Below are 19,580 nucleotides of genomic sequence, written 5' to 3'. Positions count from 1 at the left end.
ATTCGGTTGATATTATCTATTCTTTTGGAGCGCTTTTATATACGCTTTTTGAAATTTGTCCATTTGATATTACTGCCCCGTTTTGTGTTACTTTTTTATACGTAACCGCTGTGATTTTATCACTAGTCCTACTAATTACTTGGGAAGAAACTTCAACATTTTTACCAGTATTTGTACCGAAAATGCGTGTAGTAATACTACCTCCATTTGAAAATGCTTGAATATAAATATGATTGCCCGTATTATTTTTAAATTTTAAATCTGGACCATAATCTGCTACTGCTGCATCTTGCCCAAGTGGTAAATAATTTACCGGCATAGAATGATTGCTTCGAGAAACAATGCCTAAATCTGCCCTTAAAGCTGCGCTGTATAAAGTACTACTGACTTGGCAAACTCCTCCGCCTGCACTTTGTATTACTTTACCTTGTGAATATACTGCTGCAGATTTATAACCATGTGCAGCATCAGTTACGCCAACGCGGCCATTAAAACTAAATGTTTCATCAGGTGCGACAATAACCCCACTTAAAGTATTGGCTGACTTATTTACGTTAAATGATTGATTTCCGTTACGGCCGGCCATTGGAGTAGAATATTCAGCGATGACTTCTTTAATACCCATTTTCTGTATGTCTTCTGTAGAACGTTCTGGTTTTATAAATGTAACTGGCAATGTAACATCTGATTTACCAGTAGTAATAGCTTCGTTTGTTAAATCGTTTAGTTTCCCTTTATCAATTTTTTCTCCGTTTTGGCTTTGACTAACATTTACTGTTGAGCCTTCAATACTCAATTCTGCATTAACAGGATTTTTTAATGTTTCATTATATTTATCTTTTATAAAGGTTTCATAAGCTGTTGCATTTAATTGTGGTGTTAATTTATAGTCACGTTTTAATTCACCGTTTTCAGCTTGCTTACGCATTTTGTAACGATCCATTACGTTTCCTTCTTGTTCTTTGAAGATTTTGTCAATAATATCTTTCTCTTTATAATTTATCCCTAAATCTTTCCATGTGTAAGTTTGTTTATCGTTTTGGAATATGTAGGTAAGGGATTTTTGATCTAACTCAGTTACCTTTTGATTAATAATTGCTTGAATATCTTTCCTATTTTTTCCTTCGAGAGAAATACCTTCAAATGTAGTATTTGGTAATGCAGTAGTATTTAATTGATTATTTAATTTGGATACATATTGATATCCCCCAACACCGCCTACACAAAGTAATATGCCCCCAGCAATTGCAGAACCAATCAGTATTTTACTTAGCTTCATTTATTTCCCCCCAGAAATTTATGTATAAATATATGTATTACATTTTTTGTATAAAAATGATGAAAATAACATTATGTACGTACTAGTATACTATTATTTTCACTGTGTGTGTAATGTTTTCATAAAAAATGTTACATAGCTGTAATAATTGTCACTTCTTGTCACAATGTGTATGAAAAATATGTTGAAAAATATAATAAAAAGGCTGTCTAGAAAGATCTAGCAGCCTTTTTATTATATTTTTTTATGTTCATTTTTATTCGTAACACCGAGATGTTTTTGAAGGGTAGTTGAAATAGTGTCGACGCTTTTTTCATTTGGAACGTAATAATAAATACCACCTATATATTTATCTGTACCTTCTACTTGCATTTTTTCCATCTTTAAATTTGAATCCATTGAATTTTTTGTAATTGTCATCATATCATCAAACGTTAAATTGGTTTTTAAATCCTTATCGACAGCGTCTAGTAGGCCACCGATTTTATTAATGGAATTAAGAGATAGTGCCTTTTCAGCAATGGCCTCTAATACAAGCTGTTGTCGTTGGCCACGCATATAATCACTATCGATATGACGAGTTCTAGCTAGCGCCAATGCTTCTTCTCCATTTAAATGTTGACGTCCTTTTTTAAGATGAATTGCATCTGCTTCATCTTTACTATTTTGCTCTGTGAACTCAACTGGAACGTCTACAGTAATACCACCAAGAGAATCAACAATTTTAATAAAGGATTTAAAGTTGAATTTTACATAGTAATCAACTGGAACATCTAAAAAGTTCTCTACCGTATCAATTGTGCTGTCTACACCACCGAATACGTGCGCATGTGTAATTTTATCGTATTTATCACGTGATTTAATGTAGACGCGTGAGTCACGTGGAATGCTTACAAGTTTAACGGATTTATCGTTTTTATTAATTGTTGCAAGTAATAACGCATCTGTTCGAGTCGCTTTTCCATAACCTTTTTCCCTAATTTCACTTTCATCAACACCCATAATAAGTACGGAAATGTTGTCGGTCATAGGTTTAACAGCTTTTTCACGTTTACTGGACTTATCTCCTCGACCTAGTTCAGCATAAGCATTATTTAAGACGGACTTTGCTTTACTGTATATATGGAAGGAGTAGCCTCCTGCTCCAAGTGCTACAATTAGTAATGGAATAAGAAGGAACCAAAGTAGGCGTTTTTTCTTTGAGCGTCCTTTTTTGGCTCGCGTATTGTTGTTCGTGTCGGATTTCATCATTTTTTCTCCTTTAAAACTATCAAAGTGTATACATTTAGAAGTGTATTCAAACACATAAAAAATATTTTACGCTAAATAAAAGCGATTGTACATGTATAAAAAATAGATGTCTTGATTATTTATAAGACACCTATTCGTTATTGTATACAAAAGATAGAGATAAGAAAATGATAAAATTTTACCTAATTACAACATAATGCTTACGATAATTGCAGATAAAATGCTAACGAGAGTAGCTCCATATAGTAATTTAAGGCCAAACCTCGCAACAACGTTTCCTTGTTCCTCGTTTAGTCCTTTTACCGCACCTGAAATAATACCAATGGAAGAGAAATTGGCAAAAGACACAAGGAAAACAGAAATAATACCAACTGTACGGGGGGAAAGGCTATTAGAAATTTTACTGAGGTCCATCATTGCAACAAATTCATTTGTTACAAGCTTCGTTGCCATAATGCTGCCAGCTGCGACAATTTCAGAACTTGGTACACCGATAAGGAATGCGATAGGTGCAAATATATAGCCGATTAATTGTTGGAACGTAATACCGAATATAATGAGGAACAGGTCATTAATACAACTAATTAATGCGACGAATCCGATGAGCATAGCGCCGACAACAATGGCTACACGAAAACCATCAAGAATGTATTCTCCAAGCATTTCAAAAAAGCTCTGTTTTTCACCTTTGATTTCTAAAATATCTTCGTCATCTTTAACGTCGTAAGGGTTAATGATGAGTACGATAATAAAACCGCTAAATAAATTGAGAACGAGTGCAGTTACTACATATTTAGGTTCAATCATTGTCATATAGGCACCTACGATAGACATAGATACGGTTGACATAGCAGAGGCACAAAGTGTATAAAGACGGTGTTTTGGAATTTGAGCTAATTGCTTTTTCACTGTAATAAAAACTTCTGATTGGCCGACAATGGCAGAGGCAATAGCGTTGTAAGATTCTAATTTCCCAAGACCATTTATTTTACTAAGAAAGTACCCGATCCAATGAATAAAAAATGGTAGTATTTTGAAATGTTGTAATATGCCAATTAAAACAGAAATAAAGACGATTGGTAATAATACATTAAGGAAAAATGGCATTTCACCTTTATTTGCAAGACCACCAAATACGAAATTTATTCCATTAGCAGCATACTCGAGTAGCTTGGTAAACAAACTGGAAATGATTCTAATTAGTATGAGGCCGACTTCTGTATTTAGTAGTAAATAGGTTAAAATTAACTGTATAATAAGCATGATAAAAATTGGTTTAAATTTAATATGCTTCTTATTATTGCTAGCAATATAAGCGAGCAAGAAAACAACAATTAGTCCGACGAAAAAAGTAATGAATTTCATGATAAGCCCCCTAAAAGAGATATTCTGCTATATATGTTTTTCATTTCAAGAGAGAATATGCATCTTTGGTAAAGAAAGGAATAGAGAGAGTATGAATATATGTAGAGTGCATCACGTTGCAATTATTTGTTCGAATTATGAGACGTCAAAGTATTTTTATACTAGAATATTAGGATTTAAAGAACTGAATGAAGTATATAGAAAGGAACGAGATTCTTATAAATTAGATTTATGTGTAGGAGAAGAGTATCAAATCGAATTATTTTCATTTCCAAATCCGCCTGAGCGCAAAAGTTTTCCAGAAGCAGCAGGTCTTAGACATTTAGCATTTGCTGTTACAAATATAGAAGAAGCTGTGAAGCATTTAAATCAATGTGGTGTTGAGACAGAATCGATCTGTATTGATGAAATAACGGAGAAGAAATTCGTCTTTTTCCAAGATCCCGATGGTTTACCTTTAGAATTGTATGAGGTTTGAAAATTGGTGGATTTTATATAGAGTTGCTTTCCAATAATTGAAGAAACTAAAGTGAAACTTCTTTTTAAAAGGAGGTGTAACTTTAGCTAAGAAAGCTAAAGGACATATGTGGATATTTTAAAATTATTGATGGTAGTCATTCTTATTGGGTTAACAGCATTTTTTGTGGCTGTTGAGTTTGCAATTATTAAGGTACGTAGCAGTCGTATTGATCAACTCGTTAGCGAAAAAAGACGAGGTGCACTGTCAGCTAAAAAGGTAACTTCAAATTTAGATGAATATTTATCGGCCTGTCAGCTAGGTATTACAATTACTGCTTTAGGGCTCGGGTGGTTAGGGGAACCAACTATTAAACATTTACTCGAGCCGTTGTTTTTAAAATTACAATTCTCACCTGCAATTTCCAGTACAGTTTCATTTATTATTGCCTTTGCAGTAATTACATTTTTACATGTTGTCATTGGGGAACTTGCTCCAAAGACATTTGCTATACAAAAAGCAGAACAAGTTAGCTTATTGTTATCGAAACCACTTATTTATTTTTACCGAGTTATGTATCCGTTTATTTGGGCTTTGAATGGTTCAGCGAGGGTTGTAACTGGTTTATTCGGATTACATCCAGCTTCTGAACATGAAGTAGCTCATTCAGAAGAAGAATTAAGGTTAATCTTATCTGAGAGCTATGAGAGCGGAGAGATTAACCAAAGGGAATTTAAATATGTAAATAATATTTTTGAATTTGATAATAGAGTAGCAAAAGAAATTATGGTACCTCGTACGGAAGTTGTAGGCTTATATGAGGACGAACCATTTGAAACACATATTAAAGTAATCGCACAAGAAAAGTACACGAGATATCCTGTATTTGGTGAAGATAAAGATGAAATTATTGGGATGGTTAATGTAAAAGATTTATTTATTCGTTATATGGATGGGAATCGGGACGAGGAGTGCTCGATTATGCCATATACAAGGCCAGTTATTGAAGTGCTAGAAAATATTCCAATTCATGATTTACTATTACAAATGCAAAGAAAACACATTCCATTAGCTGTATTGTATGATGAATATGGTGGTACAGCAGGGATTGTTACACTAGAAGATATTTTAGAAGAAATTGTTGGAGAAATTCGAGATGAATACGATGAAGATGAGAATCCACCTATAGAGCATGTAAGTGAAGGTTATAAAATCGTAGAGGGAAAAGTGCTTATTAGTGAAGTAAATGATTTGCTTGGCATACATTTAATTGCTGATGATGTAGATACAATTGGTGGCTGGATTATGGTACAAAAACAAATCGTTGCTGAAGGAGATGTTATTGAGAAACACGGTTTTTATTTTAAAGTCCTTGAAAAGGATATGCATCAAATTAAACGAGTGGAAATAAGGAAAGTAGAAGAATGATTTTCTATAAACTTTAATAAAAAGGATATACAGAAAAATAAATGTTTGCGCTTTCAAAAAAGGTGCTATATAGTGAAGGTGGATACTGAAAAATTCTTCTGAATGATACTCGTGTTTTTAGAGGGCGGATTTTTTGGATAAGGATTTAGAATGAAAAAGTATAGGTGATAAAAATGATAGCAACGAAGGATATACGTATAGAAAAAGATTTTTTAGGTGAAAAAGAAGTACCAAATGCAGCTTATTATGGTGTACAAACATTACGTGCCGTAGAAAACTTCCCAATTACAGGATATCGCATTCATCCATCACTCATTACAGCAATGGCAATCGTGAAAAAAGCGGCGGCACTTGCGAATATAGATACTGGTTATTTAGCTAAAGACATTGGACATGAAATTGCAGAAGCAGCGCAAGAAATTGTTGATGGAAAGTTTCATGATCAATTTATCGTGGATCCTATTCAAGGCGGAGCCGGAACTTCTATTAATATGAATACAAATGAAGTAATTGCGAATAGAGCGTTAGAACGTATGGGGTATGAAAAAGGGGCGTATGCGAAAATTAGTCCAAACACTCATGTGAACATGGCCCAATCAACGAACGATGCGTTTCCAACAGGGATTCATATTGCAACTCTTATGATGTTAGAAGAGCTTCTTATTACAATGGAAGCACTTCATTCTGCTTTTCGTAAAAAAGCAAAAGAGTTTGATCACGTTATTAAAATGGGACGCACACATTTACAAGATGCAGTTCCAATTCGCCTTGGACAAGAATTTGAAGCGTATAGCCGAGTGCTTGAGCGTGATATAAAAAGAATTAAACAGTCTCGTCAACATTTATATGAAGTGAATATGGGGGCGACAGCTGTTGGTACAGGATTAAATGCAAATCCTACGTATATTGAACAAGTGGTAAAACATTTAAGAACGTTTAGTGGATTCCCACTTGTTGGTGCAGAGCATTTAGTTGATGCAACGCAAAATACAGATGCATACACAGAAGTATCTGCAGCACTTAAAGTATGTATGATGAACATGTCTAAAATTGCAAACGATCTTCGTATTATGGCGTCTGGTCCACGTGTTGGGTTAGCTGAAATTCAATTGCCAGCACGTCAGCCGGGTTCATCGATTATGCCAGGTAAAGTAAATCCAGTTATGGCAGAAGTGATTAACCAAGTCGCATTCCAAGTAATCGGAAACGATCATACAATTTGCTTAGCATCAGAAGCAGGACAATTAGAGTTAAACGTAATGGAGCCTGTGCTTGTATTTAATTTAATTCAATCTATAAGTATTATGAATAATGGATTCCGTGTATTCCGTGAATATTGTATTGAAGGAATTACAGCAAATGAAGAATTGCTGAAGCAATATGTTGAGAAAAGTGTTGGAATTATTACAGCAGTTAATCCTCATATTGGTTATGAAGCAGCATCTCGTATTGCACGTGAAGCAATTGAAACAGGAAAATCTGTTAGGGAGTTATGTTTAGAACATGGTGTACTGACAGAAGAGGAATTGGATATTATTTTAGATCCATTCGAAATGACTCACCCTGAAATTGCTGGAGCTTCTTTATTAAAAAATAAAAAAATGTAATGTGAAAAACACCGATCCATTTGGATCGGTGTTTTATTTTTAAAAGATATTAAATACAGCGTTTAATTGAAGTAAGCTAATAACAGCTAAGAAGATTAAACTGTATTTCATTGCTGTTTTAAATAGAGCAGATTCTTTCCCAACTAGTCCAACTGCGGCACAAGCAACTGCTACAGATTGTGGTGAAACCATTTTTGCCATTGTACCACCTACTACGTTTAAGGCAACGAGTGTAGAAGGAACGATGTTTAACTGGTCTGCTGTTACTGCTTGAAGTGGTGCGAATAAAGAACCACTTGAAACTACTGAACCTGTAATGAATACGCCAATCCATCCTAAGATTGGAGAAAGAACTGGGAATGCATTACCAGTAGAAGAGAATGCAAGTCCAAGTGTAGATGACATACCAGAGTAGTTCTCTACGTAAGCTAAAGCGATAACGCTACAAATTGTATATACTGGAGCTTTTAATTCTTTCATTGTTTCAATCATTAATTCTTTAACCATTTTACCTTTTACGCGGTAAACGATAAGTGAAACGATAATTGCTAGTACAATCGCAGTAGTTGTAGAAGAGAATACATCGAATTTGAAAACAGCTGCGAAAGGTGTATCAGCTTTTGTAATTGGTGTAGTTTTCATAACAGCATTATGAAGACCAGGGAACTGAATGTTAAATACTAAGTTCGCTAACGCACCATCTGGAGCAAATAAAGCTTTAATCGGTTTTAAGTTAAAGATTGTTACAAATGCAGTTAAGAATACGAATGGAGACCAAGCATATAAAATTTGATTGAATGTATGTGATACTTTAGTTTCTTGTTTTTCTTCTTTAGTAGAAGATTTTGGTTGCCAAACACGTAAGAATAATGCAAGAGCAATCATACTTACAACGGCTGCGAAAATATTAGTAAGTTCTGCACCTAAGAAGTAAGTTACAGCGAATTGAGTAATTGCGAAAGAAACACCACTTACAAGAATACCTTGCCAAGTTTCTTTAATACCTTTAATTCCATCGACCATTGAAACAAGTAAGAAAGGTAAGATGATACTAATGAAAGGTAAAATAAGAACAGTTTGACGACCGATAGTTAATGCGTCAAGTTCAGTTAATTGTGCTGGTACTGTAACTGGAATACCCATAGCACCCATAGCACCACCAGCGATATTAGCTACTAAACAAATACCTGCTGCTTTTAATGGGTTAAATCCCATACCTACAAGTAGTGCAGCTGTAATAGCAACTGGAACCCCTAGACCAGCTGCGCCTTCTAAGAAAGCACCGAAAGAATAAGCGATTAATAATACTTGTAAACGTTGATCATTTGTAATGCTTGAAATACTATCGCGAATAATATTGAATTGCTCTGTTTTAACAGTTAATTTGTAAAGGAAAATTGCGGCGATAACGATAGTACAAATTGGATAAAATCCAGATAAAACACCGAATCCGGCAGATGCTACAGCTACTGTTGCTGGCATTTTATAAACAAATATTGCAAGGATAATAGCGACAATCACACTATAAAGACCAGCCATGTAACTTTTCATTTTGAATCCCATTAAACAAATGATGAAACAAAAGATTGGAAGTGCTGCGATTAGTGCAGATAGCCAAATATTGTTTAATGGGTCATAAATTTGTGTCCAAGTACTCATAATAATGACAACTCCTATCTATTATATGTGAAGAAATTCACATTATTTGTGAAACTATTCACAATCAACTTACATGCTTAGTATATTCTCCTTCAACACTATTGTCAACGTAAAAAAGTATAATTATTCCATAATAGTGTTAAAAGAAAAGCTTTGTTCATAAAGTAGACAAAAAACACACTCAAATGAATTTAAGTGTGCTGTATAAGTTATTTGCATATTATTTTGCTTATTCAGATGGCATGTTCCTTATAGGCGTATATTAGATGCATCTTTTATATCGAGTATAAAGTTTGATATATGAACTGATCTGTCCTGTTTGATCTAGTGAGGGAGGAATGGTGAGTAGATTTAATAGGAAGTTTGGCACAACAGTCCAACCGCTTGCAATACGAATAAAAAATTAGAAACAAATTTTTAATACCACATCATCTCTTTTTACTGAAAATTCCTTTTAGCGTAACAAAGAGGTTAAGTATAGTTCAGCTACATTACGATAGGTTATCAATTATAGACGGTATTTTACAATACCGTTACTGTGCATTTCAATGAGGTGAAAATATAACAAAAAGCCTGATAAAACAACGTTTGCAAGCAAAGTATTCGTAGGCCATTATTTTGCTTTTTCGTTATATCATATAGTATAATATTCAAAATCAACAAGGATTTTTTCCTGAATTTTTGTTGATGAAAATGGAAAAATTTTTCGGCTTTATAGGTTGATAAAGTTATGTCGTAACAGGAAATATAAGAACAGATATATAAATAAATAAAAAGAACATAAAAACGCAAATAAAAACGAAAATGAGGGGAACTTTATGAGCCAAAATCAATTCGAATGTCGTATTTCAGAAGAAGATGTACAAATGTTAAGAGCGTTAGCTCACCCACTTCGTCTACGTCTAGTAATGGAACTTATGCAAAGAGGAACATGTAATGTAACACAACTACAGGAAGTATTAGAAATTCCGCAATCAACGGTTTCACAACATTTAACGAAGTTAAAGCAAAATAAAGTAGTGCGCTTTGAAAGACGAGGATTAGAAGTGTATTACCAAATCCATAATGATAAAGTAAGTGCGGTAGTAAAAACATTATTTTCTTAAAATTTGAATATTATGGAAAAAGACGTGTAGAATATACGTCTTTTTTTATTTGTCAGAAAGGTAGCGAGAGAGTAAATATTAGCATGTGAGGAAGAAATGACTATCAATCAACATGCTGCTTTACGGAATATATTCTAAAAGGAAAAGAAAAAATAGAAAGGAGTGTAGTAAGCAAAAGGAGGGATATTAGTATGGATGTGAAACGTGTGAAACAAATCTTATCTTCTTCAAGTAGAATTGACGTTACATATGAGGGCGTACCAGTATGGATTGAGAGCTGTGATGAGCAGAAGGGGAGTGCTCAAGTGTATGATGTATCTAATCCTGGTGAGAGCGTTCATGTGGACGTGACAGCTTTAGAGGAGAAATAATAAAAAAGACGCTTCTAATTTTAGAAGCGTCTTTTTTTGTATTATTCCATCATACTCGCAACTTTTTTAGAGAAGAGAAGGAGTACAAGTCCTAAGACGATAACGATAATACCGATACTTGCAAATACTTCAAGGTATCCTAATGATTGTGTAAAGGAAGCAAGTTTACCTGCTAACCAGTTAGCCATACCCGTACCAGCTAACCATACCCCCATTAGTAATGATGCTAATTTTACAGGAGCGATTGCACTTACCATTGATAGACCGATTGGTGATAAGAATAACTCACCAATTGTGTGGAAGAGATAAGTGATAACGATGAATAATAAATTCGCTTTTACAGTTATATCTGCTTCACTACTTCCAGTTTTTAGAACTGCTAATGTTAAAACAAGATAACCTATACCTAGTAAAATCATACCAAATGCCATTTTTGTTGGCACGTTTAAATCACCGCGTTTTGTTTTAGAAAGTTTTAACCATAGCATAGATACAAATGGTGCAAGTAGTACGATGAATGCTGGATTAACGGATTGGAACCAAGATGTTGGAACTTCCCAACCGAAAATTGTACGATCTACAAATTTATTTGTATAAAGTGTTAAAGAACTACCAGCTTGTTCAAATCCTGCCCAGAAGAATACTACGAAACAAGTTAAAATTACAATTGCCCAAGTACGATTTTTCTCTTGTTTTGTTAAAGGTTTCTTTTCGATTACAGGTTGATCTTTTGATTTTTTACCAACAACTGTTGTTCCTGCTTTACCAAGGTAACGAGGAGCTAATAAGTTGAAAACAATTTGTCCAATAATCATACCGATACAAGCTGCTAAGAATCCGTATTTATATCCCATTACAATAACGCCATTAGCGCTTGTTTTAAAGAAATCTTCTGCTAAAAATCCACAAATAAGTGGAGCAAAGAAAGCACCTACGTTAATACCCATATAGAAGATAGTAAATGCACTGTCACGACGTGAATCATTTTCGCCATACAATTCACCTAACAGTGTAGAAATATTTGGTTTGAAGAATCCATTACCAATAACTAATAGTATTAATCCAAGGAATAGTCCTGTTTTTGTATTCATTGAGAATAGTACAAAATTGCCGATTGCCATAATGATTCCGCCGAGAGTAATGGCATGACGTCTTGTGATATAATGATCCGTTAGCCATCCGCCTATAATTGGCATGAAATATACTGCCGCTGTAAAAGTACCATATAATTGCACTGCGACTGCCTTATCAAATCCTAACCCGCCACTAACAGCAGCAGTTGTTAAATAAAGAACTAAAAGGCCACGCATTCCATAATAACTAAATCTTTCCCACATTTCTGTTAAGAACAACAAGTACAACCCTGGTGGATGTTTTTTTGGTGATTGTTGCTCTCCAGCTTTTTCTAATTTTAAAGCTGCATCCATTTTTGTTTCCCCCTAATCCTGTATAACGGATATTTATGTAATCATTTTAATTTACAAAATATTTAGAAGTCAATAGAATTATATGGAAATAGAAAGAAAATTTCTAAAAAAGTTCTATTTTTCTTCAACCGTTACTGTATTTTGCCCTGAAAACGAGATGATAAGCGTTTTCAAATGTAATAATTGAATTCTAAAAGAAAATAAAATAGTGATTAATCAGAAAATTTAGATTAAAAAATCTATTCTGATATAAAGAAAATATATTCTATTTACTTTTATAATATAACATATTGGGAATAAAAATACAAAATGAAATAATGTGACACTTCAGTGAAATGAAAAAACCAGCTCCATCAAAGAGAGAGCTGGTTAGAATAAAATTATTTAACAAAGCGTTTTTCGATATCATCTAATAGTAGGTTAGCAGCCATTACACCGCCAGCTGTATTCCAAATAACGTCATCAACTTTGTATGCTTTACCATTTTTCACTGCATTTAAATTTTTAAATAGCGGATCATTGATATATTCTTTTTCTAATTCAGAGCCTTTTTTCTCATTTCCTTTATCGAATGTGAAGTAGAATAATACGTCGCCATCCATTGCAGAAATACGTTCTTTAGATACGTTACGCTCTGCAAAGTCGTCTTTATTTTGATCGCCAGGGCGTTTAAATCCAAGCTCTTTTAAAATAACACCAGAGAATGTATCACCATGATAAATACGAACATCACCAGGCATGAAACGAACCATAGAGATTTCTTGATTTACTTTATCACCAAGTTTGCCTTTTAAATCTTTCATACGTGATTCGTAATCAGCTACAACTTTTTGACCTTCTTTTTCTTTATTTAATGCTTTTGCATAAAATTTGAAGTTATCTTTCCATTCCCCACGTAATGTTTCTGAGAACACAGTAGGTGCAATTGCTTTTAGTTGTTCGTACACTTTTTCGTGACGCATTTTGTTACCGATAATTAAGTCTGGTTTTAAAGAAGCAATTGTTTCAACGTTAACTTGTCCTTCATCACCAACAACTTTTACATCTTTCATTTTATCCTTAATATGTGGATACCATGGGTCACCCGTCCAAGACTTTACAGCACCAACTGGTTTCACACCTAATTCAAGTAAAGCTTCAGTTCCTTCATTTGTTAAGATAACTACACGTTTTGGATTAGCAGGAACCTCTGTTTTACCCATTGCATGTTCTACAGTAACCACTTCTTTTTTATTATCTTCTTTTGTAGATTCTTCTTTGTTATTTGATTTTCCACAAGCACTTAAAAGCATTGAAAATGCTAGTAAAAATACAAATACTGTAAACGATTTTTTCCGCATGAAATTCATTATGTACCCCCTACATGTTGAGAATATTTTTCAATAGCAAGCATGATATTAAGCCTTTATCTTTTGATTGTCAATACATATGGTTGAAAATAATTCTCATTTCCGTTGACAATAAGAATTAAGTTGAAATACACTTACAACGTATCATTATACATTGAAGGGGAAACGCTGCATGTTATTAAAAACAAATCAAGCAAAATGGATTGGATTATTTGTTGGAATCATTGCAGTCGTTATTTGTATTTGGGGAAGTATTATTTTCGGATATACAAATACGAGCTGGAAATTAGCGCTAGATGCTTTTTTCCATTTTAATGGTTCTAATGAACATATTATTATTCAAAATGTGCGCCTTCCAAGGGCACTTATAGCAGCAAGTGTTGGTGCTAGTTTAGCCATCGCGGGCTGTCTTATGCAAACTTTAACTAAGAATCCACTTGCTTCTCCAGATTTTATTGGATTAAATTCAGGTGCTGCGTTCTTCATAGTTGTAGCAATTGTAATCTTTTCAGTAACATCATTATCAGCTTTCACATGGATTGCCTTTTTAGGAGCTGCGGTTGCAGCTGTACTTGTATTTGCTTCTAGTTCTTTAGGAAAAGAAGGGACTACTCCTCTTAAGTTAACGTTAGCAGGGGTCGCAATTAGTGCGTTATTTTCATCATTAACACAAGGATTACTTGTGTTAAATGAAAAAGCACTTGAAGAGGTATTATTTTGGCTTGCTGGATCTGTGCAAGGGAGAAAGTTAGAAATTTTACAATCTGTATTCCCATATTTATTAATAGGATGGATTGCATCTCTTATGATGGCAGGGAAAGTAAATACATTGATGATGGGAGAAGACGTCGCGAAAGGACTTGGACAACGAACAATTTTAATGAAATCATTCGTGTTACTTATTATTGTACTGTTGTCTGGTGGTTCAGTTGCGGTTGCTGGTCCAATTGGATTTATTGGAATTATTACTCCGCATTTTGCTAGATTTCTTGTTGGAGTTGACCACAGATGGAGAGTGCCTTATAGCGGATTGTTAGGTGCAATACTACTAATATTGGCTGATATAGCAGCAAGATATGTCATTATGCCACAAGAAGTACCAGTAGGAGTTATGACAGCATTTATTGGAGCACCGTTCTTTATTTATATTGCACGTAAGAGAGGGCTTAGCAAATGAAGAAATATATTCCGTTTCGTATAGGAAAAGGCGAGCTCTCGTTTTTAATGTATAAACGAGCTTGTCTCGTCTTGTTAAGTTTACTAGTTGTTTTAATAGGATTATTCTTTGCGAGCGCAGGTATGGGAGACATGAAAATTGCTCCTTATGACGTATGGCAAGCAATTACCGGAAATGGCGATGCAATGTCAAATATGGTTGTAAATAAGTTTCGTATGCCACGTATTTTAATTGCTATCCTCGTAGGAATTGCGCTTGCGGTAGCGGGCTGTATTTTACAAGGGCTCGTTCGAAATCCGCTTGCTTCTCCTGATATCATCGGGATTACGGGCGGGGCAAGTGTCGCAGTTGTATTATTTTTAGCGTTATTTAGTGATAAAAATAATGCACTAACGGTAAGTATTCATTATATGCCGCTCGCAGCTTTTGCAGGAGCAACGATTGTAGCGGTTTTTGTATACTTATTTGCATGGCAACATGATGGATTATCACCAATTAGTCTCGTTTTAATTGGTGTTGGATTTTGGGCATTAACGAAGGCGGCGACAACATTATTTATGTTGCTAGCACCAATTTATCAAGCGAGCCAAGCGAATGTATGGATTACGGGTACCGTTTACGGCTCTTCTTGGCAAAATGTTATGGTACTTGCGCCTTGGGTTCTCATTTTAACAGTAATATCATTTATCGCAGCTAGGCATTTAAATGCACAAGAGCTAGGGGATGATATAGCGGTAGGACTTGGGGTTCCTTTAACGAAGTCGCGTGTATTTATGTTATTACTTAGTACAGCTTTAATTGGTGGTGCGGTAGCTTTTGCCGGAGGGATTGGATTTGTCGGTTTAATGGCACCTCATATTTCACGAAGATTAGTTGGTTCTTTATACGGTGCATTACTCCCAGTTGCAGCTATTGTCGGTGCAATTCTAGTACTTGCTGCAGATTTAATAGGGCGTACAATTTTCACACCACTTGAAATTCCAGCAGGGGTATTTACATCAGCAATTGGTGCACCTTATTTCATTTATTTACTTTATAAAAGTCGGAATTCATAAAGGGAGATGAATATGCAAAAAGCATTGGAGACGAAACGCTTGACGTTGTCTTATGGTGAAACAATTATTATTGATGAGCTGAACTTAGAAATTCCAAAAGGAGAAATTACAATTTTTATCGGTTCTAACGGTTGCGGGAAATCAACTTTATTACGTTCACTAGCCAGATTATTAAAGCCAACAAATGGTGATATTTTGTTAGATAATCAAGCAATTCAAAGTATGCAAACGAAGCAAATTGCTCGTCAAATGGCGATTTTACCGCAAGGACCACAAGCACCAGAAGGACTTACAGTATTACAACTTGTAAAGCAAGGACGCTATCCATATCAAACATGGCTGAAGCAATGGTCAGAAAAAGACGAGGAAATGGTACAGAAGGCACTTGCAGCAACAGGTATGACAGAATTTGCTGAGCGTGATGTGCATGCTCTTTCAGGTGGGCAGCGTCAACGTGCTTGGATCGCAATGACACTTGCACAAGATACAGATATCATTTTACTGGATGAGCCAACTACATACTTAGATATGACTCACCAAATTGAAGTGCTAGATTTATTATTCGAATTAAATGAAACAGAACAAAGAACAATTGTTATGGTATTACATGATCTGAATTTAGCATGCCGCTATGCAGATAACATTGTAGCAATTCAAGATAAACAAATATATGCACAAGGTAAACCTGAAGAAGTGGTAGATGAGAAACTAGTACGTGATGTATTCCGAATGGAGTGTCAAATTAGTACGGATCCGTTGTTTGGAACACCGCTTTGTATCCCTCACGGAAGAGGAAGACGTGTAGTTAAAGAAGTTGCTCAGGCAATGAGATAAAAAAACGATGAGTGAGTCATCGTTTTTTTTATTTGGTACAAGAAAATAAGAGGAAGAGAGGAATACGTAAGCGACGTTTATACTCTTCTTCATCTTGAAAATAGGTTGGATTTGGTGTAGCTTCTTTTAATGATGTAATGGTAAATCCAGCTTGCTGTAATAATGTGAAATACTCTTCCGTTGTACGATGATATTTAATAACTTCTTGGTCAATCCATGGTTCAACCCGTTTGCCTAGTTTAAAATAATCATCGACGAGCCAACTCGTTCTTTTACCACTTGTTTGTAAGCTTTCAAATGAAGAAGTAATAACGGGATGTTGAACGCTAAAGATAAAGGTGCCATTTGTTTTTAAAGTTTGAAACACATTTTGAAAAATGATATCAAGATGTTCAATATAATGTAAGGCGAGTCTAGAGGTTACTAAATCAAAAGTGGAAGAGGGATAGGTATAATCTTTGAGGTTTAAAAAATGAACAGATCCATTTTTATTTTCTAGTTGTTTTTTAGCTTTTCCATACATAAGCTCGGAGCCTTCAATGCCGGTGTAAGAGTAGCATCCCTTTTCTAATAATTCCGCACCAAACTTAGCATCACCACAGCCTAAATCGAGAATTTGTTTTCCTTGCACATGACCAATGAGCTGAAAGAATACTGGTTTTTCAATGGATTCATTTGGGCTATTTTCTCGGTATTTTCGTTTCATATATTGTTCGAAAAATGCTGTGTTATTGTATACATCAGATTCTGTAAATGCCATGTTTGAAGCCTCCCTAAATATTTTTTTAATTCTATCAAATATGAAAAGTAAATGATAGATTTATTGTAATGAATCATATATAATCTAGAATTGTAAGCGGTTACTTTAAACTATTTTTCTATAATAAATTCTGAAAACGTGTTAAGCTAGTAGAGGGATTATTAGAACTATTAAGACAATAATCCGCTTACATGAACGATGGGAGGCTTCACAATGTCTAGTAAAACACTTGCGAAATTTTTAGAAGAAAATTTAGAGGATTTAAAATCAAAGGGGCTTTATAACGTAATTGATCCGCTTGAGAGTTCGAATGGACCAATCATTACAATTGGCGGAAAAGAATATATTAACTTATCTTCAAACAACTATCTTGGATTAGCAACAGATAGCCGTTTGCAAGAAGCAGCAATTGGTGCTATTCATAAGTACGGTGTTGGAGCAGGGGCTGTTCGTACAATTAACGGTACTTTAGATTTGCATATTAAGTTAGAAGAAACAATTGCAAAGTTTAAACATACAGAAGCAGCAATTGCTTATCAATCAGGATTTAACTGTAATATGGCAGCGATTTCAGCTGTTATGGATAAAAATGATGCGATTCTTTCAGACGAATTAAATCATGCATCTATTATTGACGGTAGTCGTCTATCAAAAGCAAAAATTATTGTTTATAAACATTCTGATATGGAAGATTTACGCCAAAAAGCAATCGCGGCGAAAGAATCAGGTCTTTACAATAAATTAATGGTAATTACAGACGGTGTTTTCTCAATGGATGGAGATGTTGCAAAACTACCAGAAATTGTTGAGATTGCAGAAGAGTTAGATTTAATGACATACGTAGATGATGCACACGGTTCAGGTGTACTTGGAAAAGGTGCAGGAACTGTAAAGCACTTCGGTCTTTCTGATAAAGTTGATTTCCAAATTGGTACATTATCAAAAGCAATTGGGGTAATTGGTGGATATGTAGCAGGGAAACAAAACTTAATTGACTGGTTAAAAGTTCGATCACGTCCATTCTTATTCTCTACAGCATTAACACCAGCTGATGCGGCAGCTTGCATGAGATCAATTGAAATCTTAATGGAAAGCACAGAGTTACATGATCGTCTATGGGAAAACGGTCGCTATTTAAAACAAGGGTTAAAAGAACTTGGCTTTAACATTGGGGAAAGTGAAACGCCAATTACACCTTGTATTATTGGGGACGAAGTATTAACACAAGAATTTAGTAAACGTCTAAATGAAGAAGGCGTATACGCAAAATCTATCGTGTTCCCAACTGTAGCAAAAGGAACAGGTCGTGTTCGTAATATGCCTACAGCAGCTCATACGAAAGAAATGTTAGATGAAGCAATTCGTAAGTATGAAAAAGTAGGGAAAGAAATGGGCATCATTTAAGTAACGACATCTTTTGAATAGCTTGCAAATGAGGAGTGGGGAAAATGAAAAAAATTCTAGTAACCGGTTCTTTAGGGCAAATTGGTTCTGAACTAGTAATGAAACTTCGTGATGTATACGGCGCATCAAATGTTATTGCAACAGATATTCGTGAAACAGATAGTGAAGTAGTAACGTCTGGTCCATTTGAAACGTTAGATGTAACAGATGGACAAAAACTACATGATATCGCAAAGCGTAATGAAGTAGATACAATTATTCATTTAGCAGCTTTACTTTCAGCAACAGCAGAAAAAAATCCGCTATTTGCATGGAACTTAAATATGGGTGGACTTGTAAATGCTCTAGAAGCAGCTCGTGAATTAAACTGTAAGTTCTTCACGCCAAGTTCTATCGGTGCATTCGGTCCATCAACGCCAAAAGATAATACACCGCAAGATACAATTCAACGTCCTACTACGATGTATGGGGTAAACAAAGTAGCGGGAGAATTACTGTGTGATTATTATCATCAAAAATTTGGCGTAGATACGCGCGGTGTCCGTTTCCCAGGTTTAATTTCTTACGTAGCTCCTCCAGGAGGCGGAACAACTGATTATGCAGTTGAAATTTATTATGAGGCGATTAAAAAAGGTGCATACACCTCATACATTGCTGAAGGAACGTACATGGACATGATGTATATGCCTGATGCTTTACAAGCGATCATTTCATTAATGGAAGCTGATCCAAGTAAGCTAGTGCATAGAAATGCATTTAACATTACAGCAATGAGCTTCGAGCCAGAGCAAATTGCAGCGTCAATTCGTAAACACATTCCGACGTTTACAATGGATTATGCAGTAGATCCAGCTCGTCAAACAATCGCTGATAGCTGGCCAAACTCTATTGACGCAACAGCAGCAATGAAAGAGTGGGGCTTCAAAGCAGAATACGATTTAGATAAAATGACAACTGACATGCTGGCTAAGTTAAAAAAAAAGCTTGCAGCTGAGTTAGTGATGAATTAATAGGAAGGGTCGATTCTTAGGAATCGACTCTTTTTATTTGT

At 34.9% G+C, this 19,580-nt stretch carries 17 protein-coding genes; 10 read left to right on the top strand and 7 right to left on the bottom strand.

Going from position 1 to position 19,580, the window contains the following annotated elements:
- Positions 1-16 precede the first annotated feature (16 nt).
- The 3 genes from BUA87_RS23750 to BUA87_RS23740 all read right to left on the bottom strand — a co-directional run bounded on the left by BUA87_RS23750 (position 17) and on the right by BUA87_RS23740 (position 3,895).
- A complete protein-coding gene (locus tag BUA87_RS23750) occupies positions 17-1,279 on the bottom strand; it encodes a VanW family protein (protein WP_000777370.1) in 1,263 nt (420 codons plus the stop codon).
- 234 nt (positions 1,280-1,513) lie between these two features.
- A complete protein-coding gene (locus tag BUA87_RS23745; protein ID WP_069354945.1) occupies positions 1,514-2,530 on the bottom strand; it encodes an LCP family protein in 1,017 nt (338 codons plus the stop codon).
- Between the two features lie 186 nt (positions 2,531-2,716).
- Positions 2,717-3,895: a NupC/NupG family nucleoside CNT transporter gene (locus BUA87_RS23740; RefSeq protein WP_000668876.1), complete on the bottom strand. Its 1,179-nt coding sequence runs from the start codon at positions 3,893-3,895 to the stop codon at positions 2,717-2,719.
- A 91-nt stretch (positions 3,896-3,986) separates the two neighbouring features.
- On the opposite strand from BUA87_RS23740, the gene BUA87_RS23735 reads away from it, so the two are divergent.
- The 3 genes from BUA87_RS23735 (at position 3,987) to aspA (ending at position 7,387) form a co-directional block, all read left to right on the top strand.
- Positions 3,987-4,373, top strand: a complete 387-nt coding sequence (locus BUA87_RS23735) for an SMU1112c/YaeR family gloxylase I-like metalloprotein (RefSeq protein ID WP_072941009.1) — start codon at positions 3,987-3,989, stop codon at positions 4,371-4,373.
- A gap of 108 nt (positions 4,374-4,481) precedes the next feature.
- Complete coding sequence (locus BUA87_RS23730) at positions 4,482-5,780, top strand: hemolysin family protein (RefSeq protein ID WP_072941006.1); 1,299 nt, start codon at positions 4,482-4,484, stop codon at positions 5,778-5,780.
- Positions 5,781-5,953: 173 nt separating this feature from the next.
- Positions 5,954-7,387 (top strand): aspartate ammonia-lyase, encoded by a 1,434-nt coding sequence (gene aspA, locus BUA87_RS23725; RefSeq protein WP_000562125.1) that lies wholly within the window; start codon positions 5,954-5,956, stop codon positions 7,385-7,387.
- A 39-nt stretch (positions 7,388-7,426) separates the two neighbouring features.
- On the opposite strand, the gene BUA87_RS23720 is transcribed toward aspA, so the two are convergent.
- Positions 7,427-9,046, bottom strand: a complete 1,620-nt coding sequence (locus BUA87_RS23720) for an L-lactate permease (RefSeq protein WP_000109093.1) — start codon at positions 9,044-9,046, stop codon at positions 7,427-7,429.
- Positions 9,047-9,864: 818 nt separating this feature from the next.
- Here BUA87_RS23720 and BUA87_RS23715 point away from each other — a divergent pair.
- A complete protein-coding gene (locus BUA87_RS23715) occupies positions 9,865-10,152 on the top strand; it encodes an ArsR/SmtB family transcription factor (RefSeq protein WP_000081428.1) in 288 nt (95 codons plus the stop codon).
- A gap of 191 nt (positions 10,153-10,343) precedes the next feature.
- A complete protein-coding gene (locus BUA87_RS23710) occupies positions 10,344-10,523 on the top strand; it encodes an acid-soluble spore protein H (RefSeq protein ID WP_000382679.1) in 180 nt (59 codons plus the stop codon).
- Positions 10,524-10,564: 41 nt separating this feature from the next.
- Here BUA87_RS23710 and BUA87_RS23705 read toward each other — a convergent pair whose 3' ends face one another.
- Positions 10,565-11,950 (bottom strand): peptide MFS transporter, encoded by a 1,386-nt coding sequence (locus BUA87_RS23705; RefSeq protein WP_071714244.1) that lies wholly within the window; start codon positions 11,948-11,950, stop codon positions 10,565-10,567.
- Between the two features lie 380 nt (positions 11,951-12,330).
- Positions 12,331-13,299 (bottom strand): ABC transporter substrate-binding protein, encoded by a 969-nt coding sequence (locus tag BUA87_RS23700; RefSeq protein WP_001010277.1) that lies wholly within the window; start codon positions 13,297-13,299, stop codon positions 12,331-12,333.
- A gap of 172 nt (positions 13,300-13,471) precedes the next feature.
- On the opposite strand from BUA87_RS23700, the gene BUA87_RS23695 reads away from it, so the two are divergent.
- Genes BUA87_RS23695 through BUA87_RS23685 form a run of 3 tightly spaced genes read left to right on the top strand, consistent with a single transcriptional unit; the run spans position 13,472 to position 16,365 of the window.
- Positions 13,472-14,476: a FecCD family ABC transporter permease gene (locus BUA87_RS23695; RefSeq protein WP_000925211.1), complete on the top strand. Its 1,005-nt coding sequence runs from the start codon at positions 13,472-13,474 to the stop codon at positions 14,474-14,476.
- A complete protein-coding gene (locus tag BUA87_RS23690) occupies positions 14,473-15,531 on the top strand; it encodes a FecCD family ABC transporter permease (RefSeq protein ID WP_072941002.1) in 1,059 nt (352 codons plus the stop codon). The genes BUA87_RS23695 and BUA87_RS23690 overlap by 4 nt, the downstream gene beginning before the upstream one ends.
- A 12-nt stretch (positions 15,532-15,543) precedes the next feature.
- Positions 15,544-16,365, top strand: coding sequence for an ABC transporter ATP-binding protein (locus BUA87_RS23685; RefSeq protein WP_001167953.1), 822 nt, complete (start codon positions 15,544-15,546; stop codon positions 16,363-16,365).
- Positions 16,366-16,393: 28 nt separating this feature from the next.
- Here the strand turns inward: BUA87_RS23685 and BUA87_RS23680 are convergent, their stop codons facing one another.
- Positions 16,394-17,125 (bottom strand): class I SAM-dependent DNA methyltransferase, encoded by a 732-nt coding sequence (locus BUA87_RS23680; protein ID WP_000885964.1) that lies wholly within the window; start codon positions 17,123-17,125, stop codon positions 16,394-16,396.
- A gap of 213 nt (positions 17,126-17,338) precedes the next feature.
- Here BUA87_RS23680 and BUA87_RS23675 point away from each other — a divergent pair, with 213 nt between their 5' ends.
- A complete protein-coding gene (locus tag BUA87_RS23675; RefSeq protein ID WP_000095906.1) occupies positions 17,339-18,529 on the top strand; it encodes a glycine C-acetyltransferase in 1,191 nt (396 codons plus the stop codon).
- A gap of 44 nt (positions 18,530-18,573) precedes the next feature.
- Positions 18,574-19,539, top strand: a complete 966-nt coding sequence (locus tag BUA87_RS23670) for an L-threonine 3-dehydrogenase (RefSeq protein WP_000723124.1) — start codon at positions 18,574-18,576, stop codon at positions 19,537-19,539.
- The last annotated feature ends 41 nt before the right edge of the window (positions 19,540-19,580 follow it).

Origin of the sequence: Bacillus sp. bc15, from assembly GCF_900142585.1 — a bacterium.
Taxonomy (GTDB): domain Bacteria; phylum Bacillota; class Bacilli; order Bacillales; family Bacillaceae_G; genus Bacillus_A; species Bacillus_A cereus.
This window is presented reverse-complemented; position numbering and strand designations above follow the sequence as displayed.